Raw genomic sequence first — 22,281 nt, forward strand, 5'->3', positions numbered from 1 at the left:
TCTGGTGGGGGAGGCTGAGGTGGTGTCAATGACCTTGCCTTTGGGTGAGCCTGCTGCGGCCTCGTGGACAGCAGTGCCGGAAGGTGAGTTCGTCGAGTTGCTGTTGGAGGCGGCCGGGACGCCGACGAGGCGGCCGAGGGTCGTGGCCGTGGACGGTCGTGGCGCGTCGGGGAAGTCGACGCTGGCCGAGCGCCTGTGTCGACGGGTGAGCCGCTCGGCGGTGGTTCACACCGACGACCTCGCCTGGAACGAGCCCTACTTTGCGTGGGGTGACCTGCTGGCCGATCACGTCCTACGTCCCTTGCGCCGCGGGGGCCGCGTCCTTCCGTCCTCCCGCGTGGGCGGAGCATGGCCGCCAGGGATCGATCCAGGTGTCTGCGGGGCTCGACCTCGTCGTCGTAGAAGGCGTCGGAGCAAGTCAGCGGGAGCTGGCGACATTCATCGACGCGACGGTGTGGGTGCAGTCCGACTTCGCCGCAGCCGAGAAGCGGGGCATCGCCCGCGACCTCGCGCAGGGAGTCAACGGGGATCCCGAGGAGACGGTCGCATTCTGGCACGAGTGGATGGCGGAGGAGCTGCGCTTCCTCGACCGGCAACGGCCGTGGGAGCGGGCCTGCATGGTCGTCGCCGGGACGCCGCCGATCCCGCTCGAGAAGGACCAGCTCGCCATCGCCCCGGGCCCCCTGTAACCCCTTGCCTCGACGGGGCACGCGGCGCTTCTGTTGCATGACAAGGGCCGATTAGTTTGCGCTATGCGGTTTGTTCGCCTCTCTCGCACTGCTCGGCCGCCGCTACGCACCCCTCGGCCGCCGCGTATTTGCGGGCCGAGCCAGCCCGCCCGTGCGTCGGCGGCGACCACGACCGTCTGCGCACAACGCTTCTTGTTCCGTGGCCACGCGGTCGGTAGCGCTCTCAGAAGGCTTGTAAGGAAGGAGGCTGGAAGCCGCCGTGCACCGCTACCATGGGGATCAGGTATCGCACGTCCGATCGGGCTCGCGCTCGGGCTGGCTCGTCACGGGTGGTCCCGGGTAGAAGGATTGTGTCCTCGCCACGGTTCGGTCGATGGTGTGGATCAGATCGGTGAGGCCTGGCTCTTCGATGGGGAAGTGCCCGCACTCGCGCAGCATGATCAGATCGCCCGGTGCTCCGAGGCGGCTGAGCCATCGGATGCTGATCTCCACGGGCGTCCACGCGTCCTTCGCCGGATGGGCGAGCGTGACCGGCGTCCGCATCAGCTCTGGCGGAGTGTGTCGGTAGGACAGGTAAGAGGCGAGAAAGCCGAGCGGCACCCTCACCCCGCCGCCGCGCCGGTCGCTGGTGCACATCCGGCTCAAGCGCGGGTCGCGGCTCATCTTGGGCAGTGCGGCCACCCACGACATCGGGATCCGCTTGCCGGACAGCCGGTTGGGTAGCAGCCGCGACAGGGGGCCGGCGAGCACTCCCAGTGGCCCGAAGCGGGTCATCACGGCGCGGGCGCGCCAGTCGCGGGGATCTAACAAGCAGGTTGCGACGACGGCGGCCGCGCGGCCGGTGCGGGCGGCCACCTCATATGCCAGCAAGCCGCCGATGCTTGCGCCGAGCAGCACAAGAGGTCGCCCGTCCTCTTCCGAGGCCAGGAAGTCGCCGAGGAGCTCGACCCAGTGGTGGTAGCGCACCGCACCGTGGTCCGGCGAGACGGTGTTCCCGTAAAGCGGCATGTCGATCGCGGTCAGGTCCACCTGCTCGGTCCGCGTCAGGGACGCGATCGGCCAGAGCGCCGCGCTGTGACCGCCGGCGCCGTGGACCAGCACCATCCTGGCCGGCGCGGCGGCGTTCGGACGCCTGAGCACATGCACCTCGTGCCCTCGCCAGGCCCACCACGCGCTGAGCGGCTCTTGATCGACGCGCTCGTGCCACGACTTCGGCAGAAGGGCCGCGTAGTCCGCCACGCTCGGAGACCTCACGAGTGGCACGGTAACGACGATCCGGGTTGACATGCGCCGCGCCCGACCCGGCCAAGACCCCACTCGCGGACTGGCAGGCGCGGGTGTAGGTGAGCCGGGAGTGACCTGCTGATGTCGCGGAAGATATGGGGAGCATCAGCCACCTCGAGCACGGGGTTGGCTCCCCAAGTTAAGCGGCCCGATGCTCGCGATCCTGAGTACGACGCGGGCCTTGCGCGGGCTGGCCAGTCGCCCGCTACGACGACGCGCCGTAACCCGCGCGGCGGCGCCGTCATCCTGCCGCTGTCCTGACCTGGGCTCCGCGGTAGAAACGCCGCCTGTTGTCACACCCTGCGGCGTCGCATCAGCATGTGCGCAACAGCGCCAGCTATGACTGCTGCAGCAAGCGCGAAACCGAGTGAGAGTCCTGCACCACAAGGAACCACATACCCGAAAGTCGAGTAGCACTCGGGTGGGTCCCGATCGATTCCGGAAGCAGGAACCAGCAGTAGATAGAGCAGGATTCCGGCAACTACCGCACTCAGGGCCACCACTACCCACCCGTCGCGTCGTCGAGTCCTTCGCGTGCCTTGGTCCGTCATCGCCGCCACCTCGCAGGTTTGAAGGGATGGCTTACACGTTACCGGGCTCTCGGTGGCGGAAATCTTGAGGGACATGCGCCCCAGGAGCGCGGGGGCGGACGCCTCCTCGATCCCGTCAGCGTCGGGTGGTGATGTAGCGGGCGTAGGTGGTCGCTTCGGCTGTCGCATGCCGTTCGAGCGTCGCCTGGCTGTAGCCGAGGGTCTCGGCGAGGACCGGGATCGGGCTGAGCATGGCGAGCTCGCCGAGGGTGCCCAGGCGTGCGGCGCGGGTCGAGAAGACGGTGTTCAGACGCTGCCGCAGGTGGGCGGCGCTGAGGTGTCGGCCAGGGAGTGGCCTCGGAAGATCCACAGGCTGTTGGGGTGCGCGGCTGTCTGGTCGTGCCCCGGCTCGGTGAGGAGCTGGCGCAGCGGTCCGTCGAGCGGCGGGGGCAGGGTGATCGGACTTTGGCCGACGGTGACGGTGGCCAGTTCCTTGTCGACGACGGCGTTGTCCCAGGTGAGGCGGACCACGTCCTCGACCTGTTGGCCCAGGACCAGCACGAGGATGGCGGCCAGGCGATCTCTGGGTGTGAGCTCGTGATTGTCGCCGACGACGGCCTGGACGGCGCGGGACTGCTCGGCGGAGGGGAGCTTGTGGGCGGTACCGCGGCGATGGGGCGTCATGGTCAGGTGCGGGTCGACGAGGTGGGCCTTGATCGCCCAGGCGAGGAAGCGGCTGCTGAGCTCGCGTGTCGTGGGTCCGCCGGCCTGCCAGGCGTCGAGGTCGCCCTGGGTGAGCTGGCGCAGGCTGGTGCCTCGTGCGGTGAGCCAGGTGAGGAAGTCGATAGCGACGGTTGTGGTCTGCTTCGAGCGCAGGAAGGCTCCTTGGGTGACGTCTCCTGGCGTGGTGGTCATGCGCCGGATCAGGTGCCAGCGGACGAAACGTCGGACGGCGTCGCGGTGCTCACCGGGGGAAGTCTGTCGAGTGCCTGGTCGCTCCACGTCGTGAATCGGGCGAGCAGCTCGTCGCGCCGGGGGAGTGCGCCGTGCTCGACGAGGAGACCGCGGACGTAGTCGCGGGTCCGTGAGGCCGGCAGGGCGTCGAGGGAGTCGTGGCTGATCACGGGCGCGACGGCGAGGTTGGTGAGGAGGGCGGTGACGTGCTGCTGGTTGATCCAGGTCAGTCCGCTGTTGGGCCGGTTCATCGCCTTCAGCGCCGAAGCCACAGGTGCCAGCGTCGGGTGGATCGCGCCGGTGTGCGGGTTGGTCAGCAGACGGTCGACTGTCGCCGACAGCACGCAGCGCCAGCACTGACCGCCGGAGTGCAGCTCGTCCTCGGCGCCGCAGGTCAAGCAGTCGACGTTGAGCTTGACGCCGCTGCACCCGCGGCAGGTCGGTTGCCCGTCGATCCGGCCCGGCAGGACGCCGTGATGACCGCAGGAGCAGGTGCCGGTGGTGCGTTTGGCGGCCAGGTAGCAGTAGCCGCAGATGCGCCCGTCCGGCCAGGACGCGACGAGCTGGTGGTGCTCACCGCAGCGCGCGCACTCCTCGGGCCAGGTGTCGGGGTCGCTGACCTTGCGGGGCCGGCTCATTCCTTCTGGTCCTGGTCTTCGGGGACGAGGCGGATCCGGCGGGCGATCGGGCTGCGCGGAGTGATGCCGAGGTCCTCGCTGCGGGCCGGGGCGTTCGCCGTGGCTGCGGCCCGCATTTCGACGACCGGCTCGAAGAGCTCGTTCGGTGTGCAGTCGAGGATGTCGCACAGTGCCGCGAAGGTCCGGGCCGGGATGCGCTCTGGTGTGCCGGTGACCAACCGGTAGACCTGGCTCTCGGAGAGGTTGACGCCGCGAGCCCGCAGCAGGGGGACGAGCTCGGTGCTCTTCCACAGGTTGCGCTGGGCCATCACGGTCCGTAGATGCCACCGGTAGCCGATGCGGCGCTGTTCAGGCACCGGGTGCCTCCTGGTCAGGGGTGGCGATCCGGCGGGCGATCATCTGCTCGATGGCCCGCTGCTTGAAGTCTGACGAGACCGACGTGTACAGGCCGGTGGTGGAGGCGTGGGAATGGCCGACTTGGGTCTGGACGAACGCGGCGTCGTACCCGGACTCGATGAGGTGGGTGACGTAGGAGTGGCGCAGACAGTGCAGGCCGAGTTCCTTGGGCAGCCCAACGGCGTCCCTGACCTGCGCGAATGCGTCGCCGAGGCTGCCGAGGCGGACTCGGTCGCCGCGTTCGCTGGGCCACATCGCGTTGGACCGCTCCGCGGTGGCGAAGCGAGAACGGCCCTGGTCGCCGGTCCAGAACTGCAGCAGGGGCACGACCCAGTCGAACTCCGGCGCGGTCAGTACGGTGCGGCGCCGCGGGCCCGACCCGGCGGTGCCCTTGGCCCACCGGATCTGGACCGCGCCGAACTGCCCGTAGTCGCTCACGTGCGGGTTGGGGCCGAAGTCGTACACGTCGAGCATCGTCAGCTCGCGGCGGCGTAGTCCGAAGGCATAGCAGACCTTGAACGCGATCGAGTCCCGCAGCGCGGGCAGCCACCGTTTGCTGCCGGCGGCGTACTCGCGGTCGACGTGGTCGTCGAGGTAGTCGAACAGCCGCTGCAGTTCAGCTTTGGTGAAGGCGCGTCGTCCCGGCGGGACGGCGTCCTCCGCGGTGTGGCGCGGGGTGTTCCACTCGAAGCTGATCTGCGACGGGACATCACCGAACGTGCGTTCACAGAACGGGGCCCAGCCGTACACCGGCTGGGTCAGGTAGGTGCAGAATGCCGCGACCGCGTTGCCGTCCGCGCGCAGCGTCGTAAGACTGATCGGACGATCGCCGGAGCGCCGCTCGGCGAGGAAGTCCTCGAGGTCCACCGGGCGCCACTGCCATGGGAACGTGCCGGCGAACCGCTGGAATCGCTGCAGGACACCGCAGCGTCCCTTGATCGTCTGCGTCGTCAGGCCACGCGCCAACATCTGGGCGCGCCAGCCGTCGACCATCGCCTCGAACACCCGCTCGTCAGCGCGGAACAGACCCACGCTGCCATCGGTCAGGACCGCTGAGACCTTGCCCGGGACGGCGTCCACACGGACCCCACTTCGACGCTGGAATCGTGCATCTAACGCAGGAAACGTACGCCCACCTGCACCAAGCTGAGGCCTCGACGCGCCGCTGACGTCGGGCGCATCTCCACACGGATCGCCCTGACCTGCGGCAACTCTGCGATCGACGTCAGACGGGAGTCGTTGCACCTGATGCAACTCCCGCAGGATCGACGCCGATAATGCACATTATGACATCACGGCTCTGGCGGCGCCGCCCCACCGCTGCCCGACCGCGGCCCTGTGGGCTCACCTCCCCGAGGGTTCGACGATCCGGATCCGGTCGCCGCTGTCGGTGCAGTCCGGCGGCTCGGGTGGCAGGTAGCCGGACGGCCAGACGGTTGCGTCGTCGTAGCAGACCACCGACAGATCGGCGTCGGTGAGGTCGGCCCCACCCAGGTCCGCCTCGCTGAGGTCGGTCTTGAACAGGACCGCACCGCTCAGGTCGGCGCCGAGAACCGCGCCCCGCAGGTCCGCGAGGCTGAGGTCTGCGTCGCGCAGCACCGCCTGGTCGAGCAGTGCGTGGGCGAGGTCGGTCCTCCTCAGGACGGCCCCGCGCAGGTCCGCTCCGCGGAGGTCGGCGCAGCCTGCCTCGACCCGGTCGTCCACGACGCCGCCTGCGCGGGCCGACCCGACGTCCGTGCAGCCGAGGTCGAGCCCACTCAGCTCGGCGTCGCGCAGGAGGAGACCGCCGAACGGCTTCCTCGAGGCGCCGTCCAGCGCCACCTGGCGGACGAAGCGCGTGTTCTCCACCGATTGAGCGCGCACCTCCAGGCGCGAGTCCCACCAGGCCGCGAGGACGAACGCCACCACGAGCGCGACGACACCGACCAGCCCGTCACGGACCAGGTCGTCGCGTTGCCGGCGCCAGAACGAGCGCGTCTCGGTGGGCGGCGCACCGGCCGCACCGGCGCCCGCGCGTGCGCGTCCCATCGTGACTCCCCGGCTCGGACCCCGCCCTCGGATGCCGGATGCGGCGCGACCGACGGCGTCGTCGGCCGCGCCGCATCGGCGCTCGCCCGCGCGGGGCGAACGCGGCGACCCGTCCTACGCGTCCTTGGGGATGAGGATCCACAGCGCGATGTAGACGAGCTCGCCGACGCCGACGAGGCCGAAGATCACGAAGCCCACGCGGACCAGGAACTTCGGCAGGCCGAAGCGCTGCGCGAGACCGGCGCAGACGCCGGCGAGGATCTTGCCGTGACGGGGACGCACCAGGTGAGGGCTCATGACGGCACGCTACCGACGATCCACCGCGGCGGGCAGCGGACGGGTGCTCGGCACGGCGACTGGCTCTCGGGCACCGGACGGTCCAGGGTTGCGCTGTGACCGTTCCCGACAGCCCCGAGGCCGCCGCGTCCCGCGCCCCTCCACCTCGACGTCGCCCGACCCGGCGTCGTCCACCGCGACGTCGCCCTCTCGGGGCAGGTCGTCCACCGGCCGGGACGCCCGGCTGGGCGCTGCCGCTGCCCGCGCCGCGACCTGGAGCGTGCGCTTCCTGCTGGTCGCCGCCGCTCTCGCGGTGCTGTGGTGGGTCGTCGCGCAGCTGTGGGTGATCGTCCTGCCGGTCGCCATCGGCGTGCTCCTGGCGACCGTGCTGTGGCCGCCGACCCGGTTGCTCCGGCGTTTTGTCCCGGCGGCGCTGGCGTCGCTCGTGGTGCTGGTGGCCGCCATCGCCGTGCTCACCGGGCTGATCGTGTGGCTCTCCCCCAGGTCGCAACCTACGTCGAGCAGCTCGCGGACGCGACGACGGCCGGCATCGAGGACCTCGCGGGCGTCGTCACCAGTCCCCGTTCAACCTCGACGACAGCCAGGTCAACCAGGCGGTCGACGAGGTCGTCGGGTGGCTCCAGGGCAACGCGCAGACGATCGCCGGCGGCGTCGCCAGCGGGGTCGCCACGGTCGGGTCGATCCTCATCGGCACCCTGCTGGCCGTCGTCATGTGCTTCTTCGTGCTCAAGGACGGGCCGCGCTTCCTGCCGTGGCTGTCCGCCCTCGCCGGGCCGCAGGCCGCGCCGCACGTCGCCGAGCTGTCCCGGCGGTCGTGGCGGACGCTGAGCGGGTTCATCCGCGCCCAGGCGGCCGTCGGCCTGGTGGACGCGGTCGCGATCGGCATCGGGCTGGTGATCATCGGCGTCCCGCTGGCGCTGCCGCTGTCGGTGCTCATCTTCTTCGGTGCGTTCATCCCCATCGTCGGCGCGACGGTCACCGGGATCCTGGCCGCGCTGGTGGCCCTCGTCAGCAACGGCCCGACCGCCGCGCTCATCGTCATCCTGCTCGTCCTGGTGGTCCAGCAGATCGAGGGCAACGTGCTGCAGCCGATCCTCGTCGGGCACACGCTGAACCTGCACCCCGCGCTGGTGATCCTCGCGGTCACCGCGGGTGGGTCCTTGTTCGGCATCGTCGGCGCGTTCCTGGCGGTCCCGATCGTGGCGGTCGGCACCGCGATGGTCCGCTACGGGCGCGAGCAGCTCGACGGCCCGGACGCTCCGCAGCAGGTCGAGCCGCCGCCGCCGCCCGCCCCGGCGCCCGTCCCGAGCGACGGGACCGACGGCGCCCCGCACACCGAGGACGACGCGTGACGTCGGGGCGGCACCGGCGCGCCGTCGTGCGACGCTGGGCGACATGACCGACCGCGACCCCGCGCCTCCGCACCGCCCCTCCCCGGCCCGGCCGGCCCACCCGCCAGCTCACCGGGCGACACCTCGGCCGGCGCGTCGCTGCGGGACCGCTGGTGGTGGTCGCCGACGCTGGCGATCGCCCTGGGCGTCGTCGTCGTGGGCTACCAGGTGGGGGCGCTGCGCAGCGACGACCCGATCTGGCTCAACTGGGTCGTCGCCGCCCTGGGCGCGGTCGCTGTGCTCTACGGCGCCGTCGCCCTGCTGCGCGCCTACCGCTCGCGCTGAGCCTCGCGGTGGTCCGGCTCCGACCGCGCGACGTCGGCCACCTCCTCCTCGGGGCGCGGGGGCACGGTCTCGTCGGGCTCGAGGTGCGGGACGTCGTCGTGGGACGGCTGGTCGGTCATCGTCAGACCTCCGGGGTGCGGATCGATGGGTGGAGCCACACCGTACGACGCACCCCCGCAGCGGCGCGCGCACCGCCGCGCTGACGCATCGGGGTGATTCCTCGCTCGCTGAGCCGCGTCGGTTGCACCGTGGCAGCCGGAGCCTCCTACGCTGTGGCGTCCGCGTGTCCCAGCGCCCCGAGGAGCGAACGCGTGCTCGAAGGTAGTCCCTGCACCGTGCTCGTCGACGACGAGGAGGTCGCCCGCGGCGTCGTGAGCGTCGACAGCGGCCTGTCGCTGGAGGTGTCGCTGCACGACGGCGCCGACGCCGTCCCCGACGCCGGCAGCTCCATCGTGCTGCGCACGTTCGAGGAGTCACGCGGCCGGCGCGACTACGCCGTCGTCGTCCGGGCCCGGACCGACGACGGCCTCGTCCTGGACGAGCTCGCCCTGCTGTCCGCCTACCAGCAGCGGGCGATCGTCCGGGTCGCGACCGACCTGGGGATCACGCTCGAGTACCAGGTGGTCGACGACCGCCCGGTCGATCTCGACCCGCCGATCGAGGCGGCCGTGATCGACCTCAGCGCGACGGGCATCCGCGTGCACTGCCGGGTGCCGCTCACCGAGGGGCAGCGGGTCGGCTTCACGCTGCGCACCGACTTCGACGAGCTGCCGCTGGTCGCCGAGGTGCTGCGCCGCGAGGAGGCACCTCGCGGCTACCGCTACGGCTGCCGGCTGATCGGGACGACCCAGCGCGAGGCCGACGCGCTGCACCGCTACGTCCTGAGCGAGCAGATCGCCCGCCGCTTCCGCGCCGGGGACGACGACTGACCCCACCGGAGGACCCGGTGGGGTCGGCGCCGGTCGCGTCCCGGGTCAGCCGGCGCTGATGGTCTCGCCCGGCTGCACGCGCGTGTACTGAGTGTCACCGATGCCCGGTCCGCGCTCCCCCAGCAGGCCGTCGACGAGCGTCCGGCCGGCGTCGGCCAGGATCGCGTCGTGGATCGGGACCGCTCGGCGGGCGCCGACCGCGCGCACGTAGTCGATCGCCTCGGCGGTCTTGAGCCAGGGCGCCGCGACCGGGACCAGCAGGACCTCGACCGCGGCATCGGGCACCGTGAACGCGTCCCCGGGGTGCAGCACGACGCCGTCGACGAGATACCCGACGTTGGCGATCTGCGGCACGTCCGGGTGGATGACGGCGTGCTTGTCCCCCACCACGTCGACGGCGAAGCCGGCGACGTCGAGGTGGTCGCCGGGGCTGACGGTGTGCACCCGGGACGCGACGGCGTCGTCGTCGCCGACGACGGCGCCCACGACCGCCTCGGGCGCCCACACCTCGAGCTCCGCGCGGCCGACCAGCGCGGCGCGCAGCTCGTCCGGGACGACGTGGTCGACGTGGTCGTGGGTCACGAGCACCGCGGTCGCGTCGTCGAGCGCGTCCGTGGCGCTGAACGCGCCGGGGTCGATGACGAGGCGGGACCCGTTCTTGTCGAGGCGTACGCAGGCGTGCCCGAGCAGGGTGATGTCCATGCCGGTCAGCCTGCCACGACCGCCGCGGGCCCACCGCTCGAGCGGCGGTGGGCCCGCGTCCCGCGGGGTCGGGCGGAGCTCGGGCGGGGTCAGCCGACCACGAGCACGAGGTCGCCGCCCTCGAGCTGCTGCACCGCGCCGATCGCGAGCCGGGTCACCTTGCCGGCCACGGGCGTGGTGATGGCGGCCTCCATCTTCATGGCCTCGACCGTCGCGACGGTCTGACCCGCCTCGACGCTCTGGCCCTCCTGGACGACCGGGGTCACCGCACCCGCGAACGGTGCGGCGATGTGCCCGGGGACGCCGGGGTCGGCCTTCTCCGCGGTCGCGACGTCGACGTCGACGGTCCGATCGCGCACCTGCAGCGGGCGCAGCTGGCCGTTGAGGGTGAACATGACGCTGCGCATGCCGCGCTCGTCCGGCTCCCCCACCGCCTCCAGGCCGACCAGCAGCCGGACGCCCTTCTCCAGGGCGATCTCGACCTCGTCGCCGGCCTGCATCCCGTACAGGTAGCTGCTCGTGGTGAGCACCGACACGTCGCCGTAGGCGGCCCGTGCGGACTCGTACTCCTTCGTCGGCCCGGGGAACAGCAGGTGGTTGAGACGGTCCCGGCGGGTCGCGGAGTCACCGGCGAGCTCGGCGCGGTCCTCCTCGGTCAGCGGGGTGACCCCGCGGCGGACCGTGCGCCCGGCCAGCGCCTTGGTCCGGAACGGCTCGGGCCATCCGCCGGGCGGGTCGCCCAGCTCGCCGGACAGGAAGCTCACCACCGAGTCGGGGATGTCGAAGCTCGCCGGGTCCTCGGCGAACCGGGCCGGGTCCGCCCCGCGCGCCACGAGGTGCAGGGCGAGGTCGCCGACGACCTTCGACGACGGTGTGACCTTGACCAGCCGGCCGAGGATGCTGTCGGCGGCGGCGTAGGTCGACTCGATGTCCTCGAACCGGTCCCCCAGGCCCAGGGCGATCGCCTGCTGGCGCAGGTTGGACAGCTGCCCGCCGGGGATCTCGTGGTCGTACACGCGTCCCGTCGGGCCGGGCAGCCCGGACTCGAACGGCCGGTACAGCCGCCGGACGGCCTCCCAGTACGGCTCGAGGTCGGACACCGCGCGCAGCCCCAGGCCCGTGTCGCGCTCGGTGTGCTCCAGGGCCGCGACCAGCGCGGACAGCGACGGCTGGCTCGTGGTGCCGGCCATCGCGGCGCTCGCCGCGTCGACGGCGTCCGCGCCCGCGGCGGAGGCCGCGAGCAGGGTCGCGAGCTGACCGCCGGCGGTGTCGTGGGTGTGGACGTGCACCGGCAGGTCGAACCGCTCGCGCAGCGCCGTGACCAGGCGCGACGCGGCGGCCGGGCGGAGCAGGCCGGCCATGTCCTTGATCGCCAGGACGTGCGCGCCGGCCTCGACGATCCGGTCGGCGAGGTGCAGGTAGTAGTCGAGGGTGTAGAGGTCCTCGGCCGGGTCCAGCAGGTTGCCGGTGTAGCACAGCGCGACCTCGGCGACCGGCGTGCCGGCCTCGCGCACCGCCTGGATCGCCGGGCGCATCTGCTCGACGTCGTTGAGCGCGTCGAAGATGCGGAAGATGTCGATGCCGGTGTCGGTCGCCTCGCGGACGAACGCGTCGGTCACCTCGGTCGGGTACGGGGTGTACCCGACCGTGTTGCGACCGCGCAGCAGCATCTGGATGGCGACGTTGGGCAGGGCCTCGCGCAGCGCCGCGAGGCGGTCCCACGGGTCCTCGCCGAGGAAGCGGAGCGCGACGTCGTAGGTGGCCCCGCCCCACGCCTCGACCGAGAGCAGGCCGGGGGTCAGTCGCGCGACGTGCGGCGCGACGGCGACGAGGTCGAGCGTCCGCACGCGCGTCGCGAGCAGCGACTGGTGCGCGTCCCGGAACGTCGTGTCGGTGACCGCGAGGGACGGCTGGGCGCGCAGGTCCGCCGCGAACCCCTCCGGGCCGAGCCTGAGCAGCCGCTGGCGGCTGCCGTCCGGCGCGGGCGCGCCGAGGTCGATGGCCGGGAGCTTGACGGCCGGGTCGATGAGGGACGGCGCGGGGCCGTTCGGCTTGTTGACGGTGACGTCGCCGAGGAAGGACAGCAGCTTGGTCCCGCGGTCTGCGCTGCGGCGTGCGGCCAGCAGCTCGGGGCGCTCGTCGATGAACGACGTCGCCAGGTCACCCGCGACGAAGCTGTCGTCCGCCAGCACGGCCTGCAGGAACGGGATGTTGGTCCGGACGCCGCGGATGCGGAACTCGGCCAGCGCGCGACGGGCCCGGCGGACCGCCGTCGGGAAGTCCCGGCCGCGGCAGGTGAGCTTGACCAGCATGGAGTCGAAGTGCCCGGAGATCTCGGCGCCCGCTGTCGCGGTGGCACCGTCGAGCCGGACGCCCGCGCCGCCCGGGGAGCGGTAGGCGATGATCCGGCCGGTGTCGGGGCGAAAGCCGTTGCCCGGGTCCTCGGTGGTGATGCGGGACTGCAGCGCGAAGCCGTTGACGTGCACGGTCTCCTGGCTGATCCCGAGGTCGGCGAGGGTCTCCCCGCGGCGATCCGCATCTGCGACGAGACGAGGTCGATGTCGGTGACCTCCTCGGTCACCGTGTGCTCGACCTGGATGCGCGGGTTCATCTCGATGAACACGTGCTTGCCGGCACGCTCGCCGACCGTGTCGACGAGGAACTCCACGGTCCCGGCGTTCTGGTAGCCGATGCTGCGCGCGAACGTCACGGCGTCGCGGCACAGCGCGTCGCGGATCTCCGGGTCGAGGTTCGGCGCGGGCGCGATCTCGATGACCTTCTGGTGACGCCGCTGCACCGAGCAGTCACGCTCGAACAGGTGCACGACGTCGCCGGTGCCGTCGGCGAGGATCTGCACCTCGATGTGGCGCGGGCGCAGCACGGCCTGCTCGAGGAACATGGTCGGGTCGCCGAACGCGCTGTCGGCCTCGCGCATCGCCGCGGACAGCGCCTCGCGCAGGTCCTCGCGGCGGTCGACGCGGCGCATGCCGCGCCCGCCACCACCCGCGACCGCCTTGGCGAAGATCGGGAAGCCGATGCGGTCGGCCGCGGCGACCAGCTCGTCGACGTCCGACGACGGCTCGGACGACTCGAGCACCGGGATTCCGGCCTCGCGCGCCGCCTTCAGGGCGCGGACCTTGTTGCCGGCGAGCTCGAGGACCTCGGCGGGCGGGCCGACGAAGGTGATGCCGGCGTCCTTGCAGGCCCGGGCGAGGTCGGGGTTCTCCGACAGGAAGCCGTAGCCGGGGTAGACGGCGTCGGCGCCGGCGTCCTGGGCGACCCGGATGATCTCGTCGATGTCGAGGTACGCCCGGACGGGATGGCCGGCCTCCCCGATGGGGTAGGCCTCGTCGGCCTTGAGCCGGTGCTCGGAGTTGCGGTCCTCGTGCGGGAACACCGCGACGGTGCGGGCTCCGAGCTCGTAGGCGGCGCGGAACGCCCGTACGGCGATCTCGGCCCGGTTCGCGACGAGCACCTTCGAGAACACGGCTCACTCCATCCATCGATCGGCAGGCGCACGCGGAGGACCCACGCGGGCCGGCGGCGCTGCTGGTGGGACGCCGCGGCGCTGCCGTCGGCCGTCCTGACGGCGGCGATCCTCCCACGGCTCGACGCCGTGCGTCGTCACGGTCCGGATCGTGTCCGGGTCATGCGGGGTCACGCACGCGTCATGGACGCCTGGGGACGCGTGCAGCGGACACGTGTAGGTGACGCGTGCCGGGGCCGGCGAGGAGCGCCGGGGGTGGATCCGGTCGCCGGCTCAGCCGGCGGTACGTGCCTGACGACGGCGCGCCAGCTCGTCCTGGGCGGGCGTCGGCACGACCGCCTCGTCCTCGGCGCGCTCGGTCGGCAGCTCGGCGAGCGTCCCCTCCACCTCGCGCCACACCCGGCCGACGGCGATGCCGAACACACCCTGCCCGCCCTGGACGAGGTCGATGACCTCGTCGGCGGAGGTGCACTCGTAGACCGACGCGCCGTCCGACATCAGGGTGATCTGCGCGAGGTCCTCGACCCCGCGCTCGCGCAGGTGGCCGACCGCGGTGCGGATCTGCTGCAGGGACACCCCGGTGTCGAGCAGCCGCTTGACCACCTTGAGCACGAGGATGTCGCGGAAGCTGTACAGGCGCTGGGTTCCGGAGCCCGTCGCGGGGCGGATGCCGGGCTCGACCAGGCCGGTGCGGGCCCAGTAGTCGAGCTGGCGGTAGGTGATCCCGGCCGCGCGGCACGCCGTCGGGCCGCGGTAGCCGGTCGTCTCGTCCAGGTCGGGGAGGTCGTCACCGAACAACAGGCCCTGGGCGCGCTGCGGAACACCGCCGGCGGCCTCCAGGGACTCTCCGCTGCCGCTCACGCGTCCTCCAAGTCGAAACCTCTGCGCATCCGCCGGGTTCGGCGCACGCACCCCGATCGCGGCGCGTGGCGCCGGCGGGAGGGTCGAGTGCTACGGATGTCATTCTGCACGCTAGGCCGACCGGGGGCCGGGTCAACGACGCGGCCGCCGACACGCTGACCGCGTGTCGCACCCGGTGTGTCCGAGGTCCAGGTCGAGGTCGAACGTCGCTACGGGAGCCCGCCGCCCCCGGACCGCGGACCCGGGCGGCCGCCGGGCGGCTCACCGCCGCCCGCGTCGCCCTCCTCGAAGTCGTCGGGGGTGACGTGGTCGAGGAACTCGCGGAACCGCTCGAGCTCGGCCTCGGCCGGCTTGGTGGAGACCTCGACGCCGGCGACCGCGACCACCTCGGCCGAGCACAGCACCGGGCTGCCGGTCCGGACGGCCAGCGCGATGGCGTCCGACGCGCGCGAGTCGACCCGCGCACCGGTCCCCAGCACGAGGGCGGCGTGGAAGACGCCGTCGGTCAGCTCGGTGATCTCCACCCGGGTGAGCCCGACGCCGACGGCCGCGAGCACGTCGCGCAGCAGGTCGTGGGTCATCGGACGCGGCGTGACGATGCCGGCCTGGGCGGTGGCGATCGCGCTGGCCTCGGTCGGGCCGATGAGGATGGGCACGAAGAGCTCGGCGGCCGGGTCCAGGAGCAGCACCACGATCTCGTCGTCGACCAGGTGCTGACGCACCCCGACGACCTCGACCGGCACCATCTCCTCGTCACCCATCACACGCCCACGCTACGACCCCTGCAGCCTCAGGGCGCAAGGTCGGCGACGCCGGCGCGGACCATCACCGTGTGCAGCTGACCGCACAGCTCGCCGACCTCCGCCGCGAGCGTCGCGGCCCGCGCCCGCGACGAGCTGGTGTGCTGGCCGCGCCACGGCGCGACGACCTGCTCGACGAGGTCGACCTGGCGGTCGGCGGCGGCACGGAAGCCGCGCAGGTGCCGCGCGTCGATGCCGTGCTCCCGCAGCGTGGCGGCCAGCACGACGACGTCACGCGCCCACAGGTCGAACTGCCCTCGCGGCCCCGGGCGCAGCACGCCGGCCTCGACGAGCTCGGTCACCACCTGCTCGTCGACGCCCGCCTCCGCGGCGAGGCCCGCGGCGGAGAAGCGCCCGGCGACGGTGGGTGCCTGGCGGACGCCGTCGGCGGTCGCCAGCCGGGCCGGCGCGGGCGCCTGGCTCTCGTCGCCCGCGTCGAGCGCCGCGAGCTGCTCGCCGATCACCTTGAGCGGCAGGTACCGGTCGCGCTGCTGGCGCAGGACGAACCGCAGCCGCTCGACGTCCGCGGGGCTGTACTGGCGGTAGCCGGCCTGCGTGCGCACGGGCTCCACCAGGCCCTGCTCCTCGAGGAAGCGGAGCTTGGAGTTGGTCACCGTGGGGAACTCCAGCTGCAGCGCACCCAGGACGTCGGAGATCCGCATCGACGCCCGCCGTGAGATGCCCCGGGGCCACGGCTCGACGACGTGCGGCGACGACCCCGCCGGCGTGGTCGCCTCGGGGGCGGCCGCGGGGCGCGCGTGGTCCTGCGCTCGGCTCACGACCGGCTCACGACTGGGCGGCTGCGCCGGCGCCGCCTGCGTCACGCCGGGGGCTCGGGTGGAACGTCAGGCGGTACTTGCCGATCTGCACCTCGTCGCCGGCCCGCAGCACGGCGGTGTCGATCCGGTCCCGGTTCACGTACGTCCCGTTGAGCGACCCGACGTCGCGCACCACGAACTCGTCGCCCTCGCGGACGAACTCCGCGTGCCGCCGGGAGACGGTGACGTCGTCGAGGAAGATGTCGGTCTCCACGCTGCGGCCGGCGACGGTGCGCTCGGCGTCGAGCAGGAAGCGGGCGCCGGCGCTCGGCCCGCGCTGCATGATGAGGAGGGCCGACGTCGGCGGCAGGGCCTTGACGGCCGCCGTGTCGTCCGGGGTCAGTCCCGCCGGCGCGAACGCCTCCGGGTCCTGGTCGACGGTGCCGAGGTTCCCGAGGTCGCCGAGGTTCACGGTCGTCTCGGCGCTGCTGCGCGGCGCGCTCACGGAGTGGGCCCCGCCTCGCCCGGGCGTCGGCGTACCGCCGTCGCGCACGGGGTCGGGCACGTTCGGGCCGTCCGTCATCTCGCCTCCCGGGAAGGTGGTGGGTACGGCGGCGCGCCGCCGACCCGGATATGAGCACAGACTATGGGGTCGCGAGGGGGCGTCGCAGCCCTACCCCTCGTCGGCGGGGAGGGGCGTGGCGAACCTCGGCTCGGGGACGCTCCGGGTCGCCGTCACCTCGACCTGGAGGCGGCCCCGCGGGGTCCCGCTGCCGCCGTTGTTGCGCACCGCGGACATCGCACCGCCCGGGATCTCCAGCGCCGGACCGAGGGTGTCGGGGTCCCCGATCGCGATCCACCGGTACGGGGGCCTGACCAGGCCGCCGTCGACCACGACGCCGTCCGCGCCGTCGAGGAAGTAGCTGCTCGCCACGATCCGGCGGTCGTTGAGCTGGACGGCCTCGGCGCCCGCGTTGCGCAGCTCCTCGAGCACGTTGAACAGCACGAGCGCCGGGACCTGCGCGTCGGGGTCGGCGATGACGAGCTCGATGCCCGGCCCCTGGGCGGGCAGCCGCCCGGAGAGGATGCCCTGGGTCGCGGCCGCGGCGGTCGCCGCCTCCAGCGCCGCCTGCTGCTGGTCCGAGCCGCTGAGCAGCTCCTCCCGTGTGGCCTCCAGCGCGGCGGCCTCCCGCTCCAGGTCCTCGGTGCGCTGGTTCGCCTGGTCGAGGATGCGGACGAGCTCGGACTGCGGCAGCCGGTCCAGGCCCTCGACCTGGTTCTGGCGCACCTGGACGACGACGGCGAAGCCCAGCAGCCCGCACAGCACGCCGGCGAGCACCTGGGACCGGGACCCGCGCGGGCGCAGCGCCCGGGCGAGCGTGCGCCACGGCGAGCCGCCCCCGCGCGACGGCGCGGGCTCCGGGGTGCGGTGCGGGACGTCCGGCACGGTCACGCCTTGAACAGGTGCCGACGGATCGCGGCGGCGTTGGAGAAGATCCGGATCCCGAGCACGACGACGACGGCGGTCGACAGCTGCGTGCCGACCCCCAGCTGGTCGCCGAGGAAGACGATGAGCGCGGCCACCACCGCGTTCGAGAGGAACGAGACGACGAACACGCGGTCGTCGAAGATGCCGTCGAGCAGCGCCCGCATGCCTCCGAAGAGCGCGTCCAGCGCCGCGACGACCGCGATCGGCAGGTACGGCTGGAGCGAGGGAGGCACGGTCGGCTGCAGCACCAGCCCACCGACCACACCCACGATCAGCCCCAGCACTGCGATCACGAACCGCTCCCTCGTCCGGAGCGCCCGACGATGCCACATCCGACGCCGCACCCCGCACCACCCCGGTGCTGCGTCCCGGGCCGTGCCGGCTCGCGGGTCGGGGGCGGGCGGCGCCAACGGGCGGGCCGACTGCAGCCGGGTGCGGGCCGAGCCGGGGAGCTGCATCTCGCTCTGGACGGCGACCTCGCTGTCGATGTCGTAGTTGTTGCGCAGGATCGCCAGGCGGTCACCGGCGCTGGTGCGGGCGAAGGCCGGCTCCATCGCCTCGGGGTCGCCGATCGCCTCCACCACGTACGGCGAGCTCAGCGGCGCGAGGTCCACGAGGATCGCGATGTTCGCGCTGCGGATGGCGGTCAGCGCCGTCAGCCGCTGCCCGTTGATGGCGACCGCCTCGGCGCCGGCGGCCCACAGCCCGTTGACGACCACCTGCAGGTCGACGTCCTGCACGCGCAGATCGGGGTCGGCGCCGTCCGGGTCGTTCTGGGTGACCTCGGCGTCGGCGAGGGTCACGCGCAGACCGGGCCCGGCGACCGCGGCCGTCCCGGCGGCGAGCTCGTCGCGGGCCAGGACCTCCAGGAGGTCGGGGTCCTGCGCGGACAGCGCCGCGGTCCGCAGCTCGGCGATCTCCCGGCTCAGGGTGTCGGTCGCGGCCTGCAGCTCGTCCGCGACCGCGCTGCGCTCGGCGATCTGCTCGGTGAGCAGCGTCCGGGCCTGGACCGCCTCCGGGCGCGGAGCGCGCAACGTGGTCGAGGCGGTGGTCATGGCGATCCCCAGACCGACCGCGGCGGCAGCGAGGAGCACGCGGCGCCACACCGGCGACGCCGGCTCGTCGCCACGCCGGCGTCGCGCGGTGGCCTCGGCGTACCCGGGGTCGAGCGGCCGGTGCATGACCTCGTTGAGCAACGTCATGGACGCGTCGACCGGCCCGCGCACCCCGTCAGGACGCGCGGGGCGCGGCGGTCGCTGGTCGGCGGACCCGCTCACACCGTGACCCGGGCCGGGGTCAGCAGCGCGCGCGCCTGCACGAGGTACAGGGCGGCGGCGAACCAGTACAGCCCCAGCCCCCACCAGGCGAACGCCCAGCCGAGCACCGCGGCCGTCGTGCCGACAGCGCCGGGCCACTCCGCCAGCAGCAGCAGCGGGAAGGCGTAGAGCAGCGCGAAGGTCGCGGCCTTCCCGGCGAAGTGCACGGGCAGGGGTCCGTAGCGGTGGCGGGCGAGGAACGGCATGAGGCACGCGAGCAGCACGTCACGGCTCACGAGCGCGACGACCAGCCACAGCGGGATCGCGTCCCGCCACACCAGCGCCACGAGCGTGACGAGGATGAACAGCCGGTCGGCCGCGGGGTCGAGGACCTTGCCCAGCCGGGACACCTGGTCGAACCGACGGGCGATGACGCCGTCGAGCCAGTCGCTCGCCCCGGAGACGGCGAGCACGACGAGCGCCCAGACGTCCTCGCCCTGCACGATGAGGATCGCGAAGACCGGGACGAGAGCCAGCCGCAGGGCGCTGATCACGTTGGGGACGGTGAGGATGCGGCCGCTGACCACCTGCTCGCGTCCCACGTGTTCCCGCCTCCGCTCCTCCGACCCGCCGATCCTAGGGCCCCGGCCCGGGTGCCCGTGCGGACCGCACCGGACCGCCGTAGCGTCGGGGGTCCACCGACCGAGGAGGCAGTCATGGGACTGGACGACAAGATCCGCAACGCGGCGCAGGACCTGAGCGGCAAGGGCAAGGAGGCCGCCGGCCGGGGCACCGACGACGAGCAGCTGGAGGCGGAGGGCCGGGGCGACCAGGCGTCGTCGGACCTCAAGCAGGCCGGCGAGAAGGTCAAGGACGCCTTCAAGCACTGACGTCGGCCACCGCGCACACCGCAGCGTCGCGACGCCGGTGGCACCGGGCACACCGCCTGGTGCCACCGGCGTCGTCGTACCCGGCTCAGCCGTCGTAGGTGAAGCGCACCGTCCGGGTGTCGAGGTCCGCCTCGGTGAGCCGGACCCGCACGTGCTCGCCGGAGGGCAGCGGCTCGCCGTCGCAGCGCGCGACCACCGCCGGCTCCCGGAGCTGGACCGAGTCGTCGGACAGCGCGATCGCGTCCATCTCGGCGCCGAGGTGCGGGGCGAGGACGGCGGCCTCGACGAGGTCGGTGCACGCGCGGTCGACGGCGCCACCGCGCTGCGCCCCGGACGCCATGTCGGGCCCGAGCGTGTCGAGCGCGTCGAGCACCCACCCGGGGACGTCCCGCCCGGCGCATGCGGCCAGGCACACCTCGAGCCCGTAGCGGTCGACCAGCCGGCGCAGCGGCGCCGTCACGTGCGCGTACGGCGCGGCGATCGCCGAGTGCCCGATCACCTCGGGGGCGCGCCCCGGAACGCGGTCCACGCCGCACCGCGGAACAGCCCGGTCGCCGCGGCGAGGAAGGCCGCGGTCCGGGGCAGCGTGCGGTCCAGCGCGGCGAGCACGTCGCCGTAGTCCGCACCGTCCGGCCACGGCACCCCCAGCGCGGTGGCCTGCCGGCGCAGGCGCGCGAGCGCCTCGGGGTCGGCGGGCGGCATGGTCCGCAGGATCCCGACGCCGGCGTCGAGCATCATGGCCGCGGCCACCGTCCCGGTGAGCAGCGAGATCTGCGCGTTGTGCTCCTCGACCGGGAGCGACGCGCGGTACTCCAGCGCGAAGCCGTCACCGCTCGGCACGACCTCCTGCTCGGGACGCGACAGCGACACACCCCGCGCGACCGCTCGACGGCCGCGCGGGCCGTGCCGACCTCGGCGAGCAGCACCGGCAGCGTGTCCCGGTCGCCGGGCCCGGCCGCGTCCAGCGCGGCCTGCACGGCGGCGTAGTCGAGCCGGGCGGTGCTGCGCACGGTCCCGCGGCGCACGTCGGCGGTGACCACCTCGCCGGCGTCGTCCAGGTCGATCGTCCACACCACCGCGGGGCGGTCCCCGTCCGGGAGCAGCGACGCGGCGCCCTCGGACAGCACCGGCGGGTGCAGCGCGATGCGCCGGTCCGGGCAGTAGACGGTCTGACCGCGGGCGTGTGCCTCGGCGTCGATCGCGCCGCCCGGCCGGACGAACGCGGCGACGTCGGCGATGGCATACCGGACGCGGTACCCGCCGCCCGGGCGCCGCTCGAGGTGCACCGCCTGGTCCAGGTCGGTCGAGCCCGGCGGGTCGACGGTGACGAACGGGACGTCACGCAGGTCCGCGCGCTCCCCCGCGACGCCGAGCCGCTCGTCGTCGGGCCCCCGGTCGGCGGCGGCCTCCGCCTCGGCGAGCACGTCGTCGGGGAACGTCTCGGGGACGCCGAGCTCGGTGCGCAGCGCCACGAACCGCGCCGCCAACGCCGGCGCCCCGGCGTTCAGCACCAGGCGGGTGCCGGTCACCGCGTCAGCCCTGCGGTCGCAGGAGCGACTTCACGGCGCGCCGCTCGTCCATCGCGGCGTACGCCTCGGCCACCTGGCCGAGCGGGACCTGCAGGTCGAACACCCGGCCGGGATCGATGGTGCCGTCGAGGACCTCGGTGAGGAGCTCGGGCAGGTAGGCGCGCACCGGGGCCACACCGCCGGCGACGTTGAGGTTGCCGGAGAACATCGTGCCGATCGGCAGCTCGGGCCCACCCGCCGGGACCCCGACGTACCCGACGTACCCACCGGGGCGGGTGACGTCGAGCGCCTGCTCCATCGACTCGCGCGTCCCGACGCACTCCAGGACGGCGTCGGCGCCGATGCCGTCGAGCAGGTCCCGGACGACGGCTGCCCCCTCGGCGCCCCGCTCGGGGACGACGTCGGTGGCGCCGAAGTCGCGCGCGAGGGCCTGCCGGTCGGCGTGCCGGGACATCGCGATGATCCGCCCGGCGCCCAGGCGGCGGGAGGCCAGCACCGCGCACAGCCCGACCGCGCCGTCCCCCACCACGACGACCGTCGAGCCGGGGCCGACCCCCGCGGACACCGCGGCGTGGTGACCGGTGCCCATGACGTCGGAGAGCGTCAGCAGCCCCGGGACGAGGGCGTCGTCGGGCACCTCGGGGGTCGCCACGAGGTTCGCGGCGGCGAACGGGACCCGCACGTACTCGCCCTGGGCGCCGTCGACCAGGTGGCCGTCCTTGTCCTTGGCCCCCAGGCCGCGCCGCGCACGCAGGACGTCCAGATGCCGTTGCGGCAGTGCGCGCAGGTCCCGTCACCGAGCGCGAACGGGGCGATGACGAAGTCGCCGGGACGCAGGGTGGTGACCTCGGACCCCACCTCCTCGACCACCCCGACGAGCTCGTGGCCCACCCGCCGCGGCTCGCCGACGGGTCGCACGCCGCGGTAGCCCCACAGGTCCGAGCCGCAGACGCACGCGGCGGTGACGCGCACGATCGCGTCGGTCGGCAGGTGCAGCACAGGGTCCGGGACGTCCTCGAGCCGGACGTCGTGGGAGCCGTGGAGGAGGGTGGCACGCATGGCGCACACCCTACGAAGGCGCCGGCCCG

General features: G+C 73.3%; 23 protein-coding genes and 4 pseudogenes. 5 read left to right on the plus strand and 22 right to left on the minus strand.

Annotated features, from left to right (window positions below; genetic code table 11):
• The first annotated feature begins 371 nt into the window (after positions 1 to 371).
• Positions 372 to 689, plus strand: coding sequence for a hypothetical protein (locus REH70_RS10395; protein ID WP_310747061.1), 318 nt, complete (start codon positions 372 to 374; stop codon positions 687 to 689).
• Between the two features lie 279 nt (positions 690 to 968).
• On the opposite strand, the gene REH70_RS10400 is transcribed toward REH70_RS10395, so the two are convergent.
• From REH70_RS10400 to REH70_RS10430, 7 genes are all read right to left on the minus strand, one after another.
• Positions 969 to 1,928: an alpha/beta hydrolase gene (locus tag REH70_RS10400; protein ID WP_310747062.1), complete on the minus strand. Its 960-nt coding sequence runs from the start codon at positions 1,926 to 1,928 to the stop codon at positions 969 to 971.
• A gap of 881 nt (positions 1,929 to 2,809) precedes the next feature.
• Positions 2,810 to 3,418: a hypothetical protein gene (locus tag REH70_RS10405; RefSeq protein WP_310747064.1), complete on the minus strand. Its 609-nt coding sequence runs from the start codon at positions 3,416 to 3,418 to the stop codon at positions 2,810 to 2,812.
• Between the two features lie 8 nt (positions 3,419 to 3,426).
• Complete coding sequence (locus REH70_RS10410; protein ID WP_310747066.1) at positions 3,427 to 4,095, minus strand: hypothetical protein; 669 nt, start codon at positions 4,093 to 4,095, stop codon at positions 3,427 to 3,429.
• The gene (locus REH70_RS10415) at positions 4,092 to 4,451 is read right to left on the minus strand and encodes a helix-turn-helix transcriptional regulator (RefSeq protein ID WP_310747068.1); all 360 of its coding nucleotides are present in this window, start codon (positions 4,449 to 4,451) and stop codon (positions 4,092 to 4,094) included. Before REH70_RS10415 ends, REH70_RS10410 begins: the two co-directional genes overlap by 4 nt.
• On the minus strand, positions 4,444 to 5,523 hold the full coding sequence (locus REH70_RS10420; protein ID WP_310747069.1) for a tyrosine-type recombinase/integrase: 1,080 nt from the start codon (positions 5,521 to 5,523) through the stop codon (positions 4,444 to 4,446). Before REH70_RS10420 ends, REH70_RS10415 begins: the two co-directional genes overlap by 8 nt.
• A gap of 312 nt (positions 5,524 to 5,835) precedes the next feature.
• Entirely contained in the window at positions 5,836 to 6,519 is a 684-nt protein-coding gene (locus REH70_RS10425) for a pentapeptide repeat-containing protein (RefSeq protein ID WP_310747071.1), read from the minus strand.
• Between the two features lie 114 nt (positions 6,520 to 6,633).
• The gene (locus tag REH70_RS10430; protein WP_310747073.1) at positions 6,634 to 6,816 is read right to left on the minus strand and encodes a PspC domain-containing protein; all 183 of its coding nucleotides are present in this window, start codon (positions 6,814 to 6,816) and stop codon (positions 6,634 to 6,636) included.
• Positions 6,817 to 7,400: 584 nt separating this feature from the next.
• On the opposite strand from REH70_RS10430, the pseudogene REH70_RS10435 reads away from it, so the two are divergent.
• A pseudogene (locus REH70_RS10435) lies at positions 7,401 to 8,168 on the plus strand (AI-2E family transporter); the annotation flags it as partial.
• A gap of 195 nt (positions 8,169 to 8,363) precedes the next feature.
• Complete coding sequence (locus REH70_RS10440) at positions 8,364 to 8,492, plus strand: hypothetical protein (protein ID WP_310747075.1); 129 nt, start codon at positions 8,364 to 8,366, stop codon at positions 8,490 to 8,492.
• Here REH70_RS10440 and REH70_RS10445 read toward each other — a convergent pair.
• On the minus strand, positions 8,477 to 8,611 hold the full coding sequence (locus tag REH70_RS10445) for a hypothetical protein (protein WP_310747077.1): 135 nt from the start codon (positions 8,609 to 8,611) through the stop codon (positions 8,477 to 8,479). The two genes, REH70_RS10440 and REH70_RS10445, sit on opposite strands and share 16 nt — an antisense overlap.
• Positions 8,612 to 8,803: 192 nt before the next feature.
• Between REH70_RS10445 and REH70_RS10450 the strand changes: the two genes are divergently transcribed.
• Positions 8,804 to 9,421, plus strand: coding sequence for a PilZ domain-containing protein (locus REH70_RS10450; RefSeq protein WP_310747078.1), 618 nt, complete (start codon positions 8,804 to 8,806; stop codon positions 9,419 to 9,421).
• Between the two features lie 45 nt (positions 9,422 to 9,466).
• Here the strand turns inward: REH70_RS10450 and REH70_RS10455 are convergent, their stop codons facing one another.
• The 10 genes and pseudogenes from REH70_RS10455 to REH70_RS10500 form a co-directional block, all read right to left on the minus strand.
• Complete coding sequence (locus tag REH70_RS10455; protein ID WP_310747080.1) at positions 9,467 to 10,123, minus strand: MBL fold metallo-hydrolase; 657 nt, start codon at positions 10,121 to 10,123, stop codon at positions 9,467 to 9,469.
• Between the two features lie 89 nt (positions 10,124 to 10,212).
• Positions 10,213 to 13,610, minus strand: a pseudogene (locus REH70_RS10460) (pyruvate carboxylase).
• Positions 13,611 to 13,883: 273 nt separating this feature from the next.
• A complete protein-coding gene (locus tag REH70_RS10465) occupies positions 13,884 to 14,471 on the minus strand; it encodes a MerR family transcriptional regulator (protein ID WP_310747082.1) in 588 nt (195 codons plus the stop codon).
• A gap of 209 nt (positions 14,472 to 14,680) precedes the next feature.
• Positions 14,681 to 15,232, minus strand: a complete 552-nt coding sequence (locus REH70_RS10470; RefSeq protein WP_310747084.1) for a bifunctional nuclease family protein — start codon at positions 15,230 to 15,232, stop codon at positions 14,681 to 14,683.
• Positions 15,233 to 15,261: 29 nt separating this feature from the next.
• Complete coding sequence (locus tag REH70_RS10475; protein WP_310747086.1) at positions 15,262 to 16,050, minus strand: MerR family transcriptional regulator; 789 nt, start codon at positions 16,048 to 16,050, stop codon at positions 15,262 to 15,264.
• 7 nt (positions 16,051 to 16,057) lie between these two features.
• Positions 16,058 to 16,612 (minus strand): FHA domain-containing protein, encoded by a 555-nt coding sequence (locus REH70_RS10480; protein WP_310747088.1) that lies wholly within the window; start codon positions 16,610 to 16,612, stop codon positions 16,058 to 16,060.
• A 90-nt stretch (positions 16,613 to 16,702) separates the two neighbouring features.
• Positions 16,703 to 17,482 (minus strand): DUF881 domain-containing protein, encoded by a 780-nt coding sequence (locus tag REH70_RS10485; protein WP_310747090.1) that lies wholly within the window; start codon positions 17,480 to 17,482, stop codon positions 16,703 to 16,705.
• On the minus strand, positions 17,479 to 17,811 hold the full coding sequence (locus REH70_RS10490; RefSeq protein ID WP_310754231.1) for a small basic family protein: 333 nt from the start codon (positions 17,809 to 17,811) through the stop codon (positions 17,479 to 17,481). Before REH70_RS10490 ends, REH70_RS10485 begins: the two co-directional genes overlap by 4 nt.
• A gap of 138 nt (positions 17,812 to 17,949) precedes the next feature.
• Positions 17,950 to 18,720, minus strand: a pseudogene (locus REH70_RS10495) (DUF881 domain-containing protein); the annotation flags it as partial.
• A 71-nt stretch (positions 18,721 to 18,791) separates the two neighbouring features.
• Positions 18,792 to 19,376, minus strand: coding sequence for a CDP-alcohol phosphatidyltransferase family protein (locus REH70_RS10500; RefSeq protein ID WP_310747092.1), 585 nt, complete (start codon positions 19,374 to 19,376; stop codon positions 18,792 to 18,794).
• Between the two features lie 114 nt (positions 19,377 to 19,490).
• On the opposite strand from REH70_RS10500, the gene REH70_RS10505 reads away from it, so the two are divergent.
• Entirely contained in the window at positions 19,491 to 19,664 is a 174-nt protein-coding gene (locus REH70_RS10505; protein ID WP_310747093.1) for a CsbD family protein, read from the plus strand.
• Between the two features lie 85 nt (positions 19,665 to 19,749).
• On the opposite strand, the gene REH70_RS10510 is transcribed toward REH70_RS10505, so the two are convergent.
• The 4 genes and pseudogenes from REH70_RS10510 to REH70_RS10525 all read right to left on the minus strand — a co-directional run bounded on the left by REH70_RS10510 (position 19,750) and on the right by REH70_RS10525 (position 22,252).
• A complete protein-coding gene (locus REH70_RS10510; RefSeq protein WP_310747094.1) occupies positions 19,750 to 20,193 on the minus strand; it encodes a hypothetical protein in 444 nt (147 codons plus the stop codon).
• Positions 20,160 to 20,402 carry a hypothetical protein gene (locus tag REH70_RS10515; RefSeq protein WP_310747096.1) on the minus strand — a complete coding sequence of 81 codons (243 nt, stop codon included), beginning with the start codon at positions 20,400 to 20,402 and terminating at the stop codon, positions 20,160 to 20,162. The genes REH70_RS10510 and REH70_RS10515 overlap by 34 nt, the downstream gene beginning before the upstream one ends.
• On the minus strand, positions 20,399 to 21,193 hold the full coding sequence (locus REH70_RS10520; protein ID WP_310747098.1) for an RNB domain-containing ribonuclease: 795 nt from the start codon (positions 21,191 to 21,193) through the stop codon (positions 20,399 to 20,401). The genes REH70_RS10515 and REH70_RS10520 overlap by 4 nt, the downstream gene beginning before the upstream one ends.
• 4 nt (positions 21,194 to 21,197) lie before the next feature.
• Positions 21,198 to 22,252: pseudogene (locus REH70_RS10525) on the minus strand (zinc-dependent alcohol dehydrogenase family protein).
• Between the last annotated feature and the right edge of the window lie 29 nt (positions 22,253 to 22,281).

This window comes from Cellulomonas sp. ATA003, assembly GCF_031582905.1.
In the GTDB taxonomy this organism is placed as follows: domain Bacteria; phylum Actinomycetota; class Actinomycetes; order Actinomycetales; family Cellulomonadaceae; genus Pengzhenrongella.

Coding starts and splice junctions, on each gene's coding strand:
- REH70_RS10480 (WP_310747088.1), bottom strand. CDS start 16,612: ATGACGGACGGCCCGAACGTGCCCGACCCCGTGCGCGACGGCGGTACG.
- REH70_RS10505 (WP_310747093.1), top strand. CDS start 19,491: ATGGGACTGGACGACAAGATCCGCAACGCGGCGCAGGACCTGAGCGGC.
- REH70_RS10515 (WP_310747096.1), bottom strand. CDS start 20,402: ATGATGCTCGACGCCGGCGTCGGGATCCTGCGGACCATGCCGCCCGCC.
- REH70_RS10455 (WP_310747080.1), bottom strand. CDS start 10,123: ATGGACATCACCCTGCTCGGGCACGCCTGCGTACGCCTCGACAAGAAC.
- REH70_RS10410 (WP_310747066.1), bottom strand. CDS start 4,095: ATGAGCCGGCCCCGCAAGGTCAGCGACCCCGACACCTGGCCCGAGGAG.
- REH70_RS10445 (WP_310747077.1), bottom strand. CDS start 8,611: ATGACCGACCAGCCGTCCCACGACGACGTCCCGCACCTCGAGCCCGAC.
- REH70_RS10430 (WP_310747073.1), bottom strand. CDS start 6,816: ATGAGCCCTCACCTGGTGCGTCCCCGTCACGGCAAGATCCTCGCCGGC.
- REH70_RS10470 (WP_310747084.1), bottom strand. CDS start 15,232: ATGGGTGACGAGGAGATGGTGCCGGTCGAGGTCGTCGGGGTGCGTCAG.
- REH70_RS10405 (WP_310747064.1), bottom strand. CDS start 3,418: ATGACCACCACGCCAGGAGACGTCACCCAAGGAGCCTTCCTGCGCTCG.
- REH70_RS10425 (WP_310747071.1), bottom strand. CDS start 6,519: ATGGGACGCGCACGCGCGGGCGCCGGTGCGGCCGGTGCGCCGCCCACC.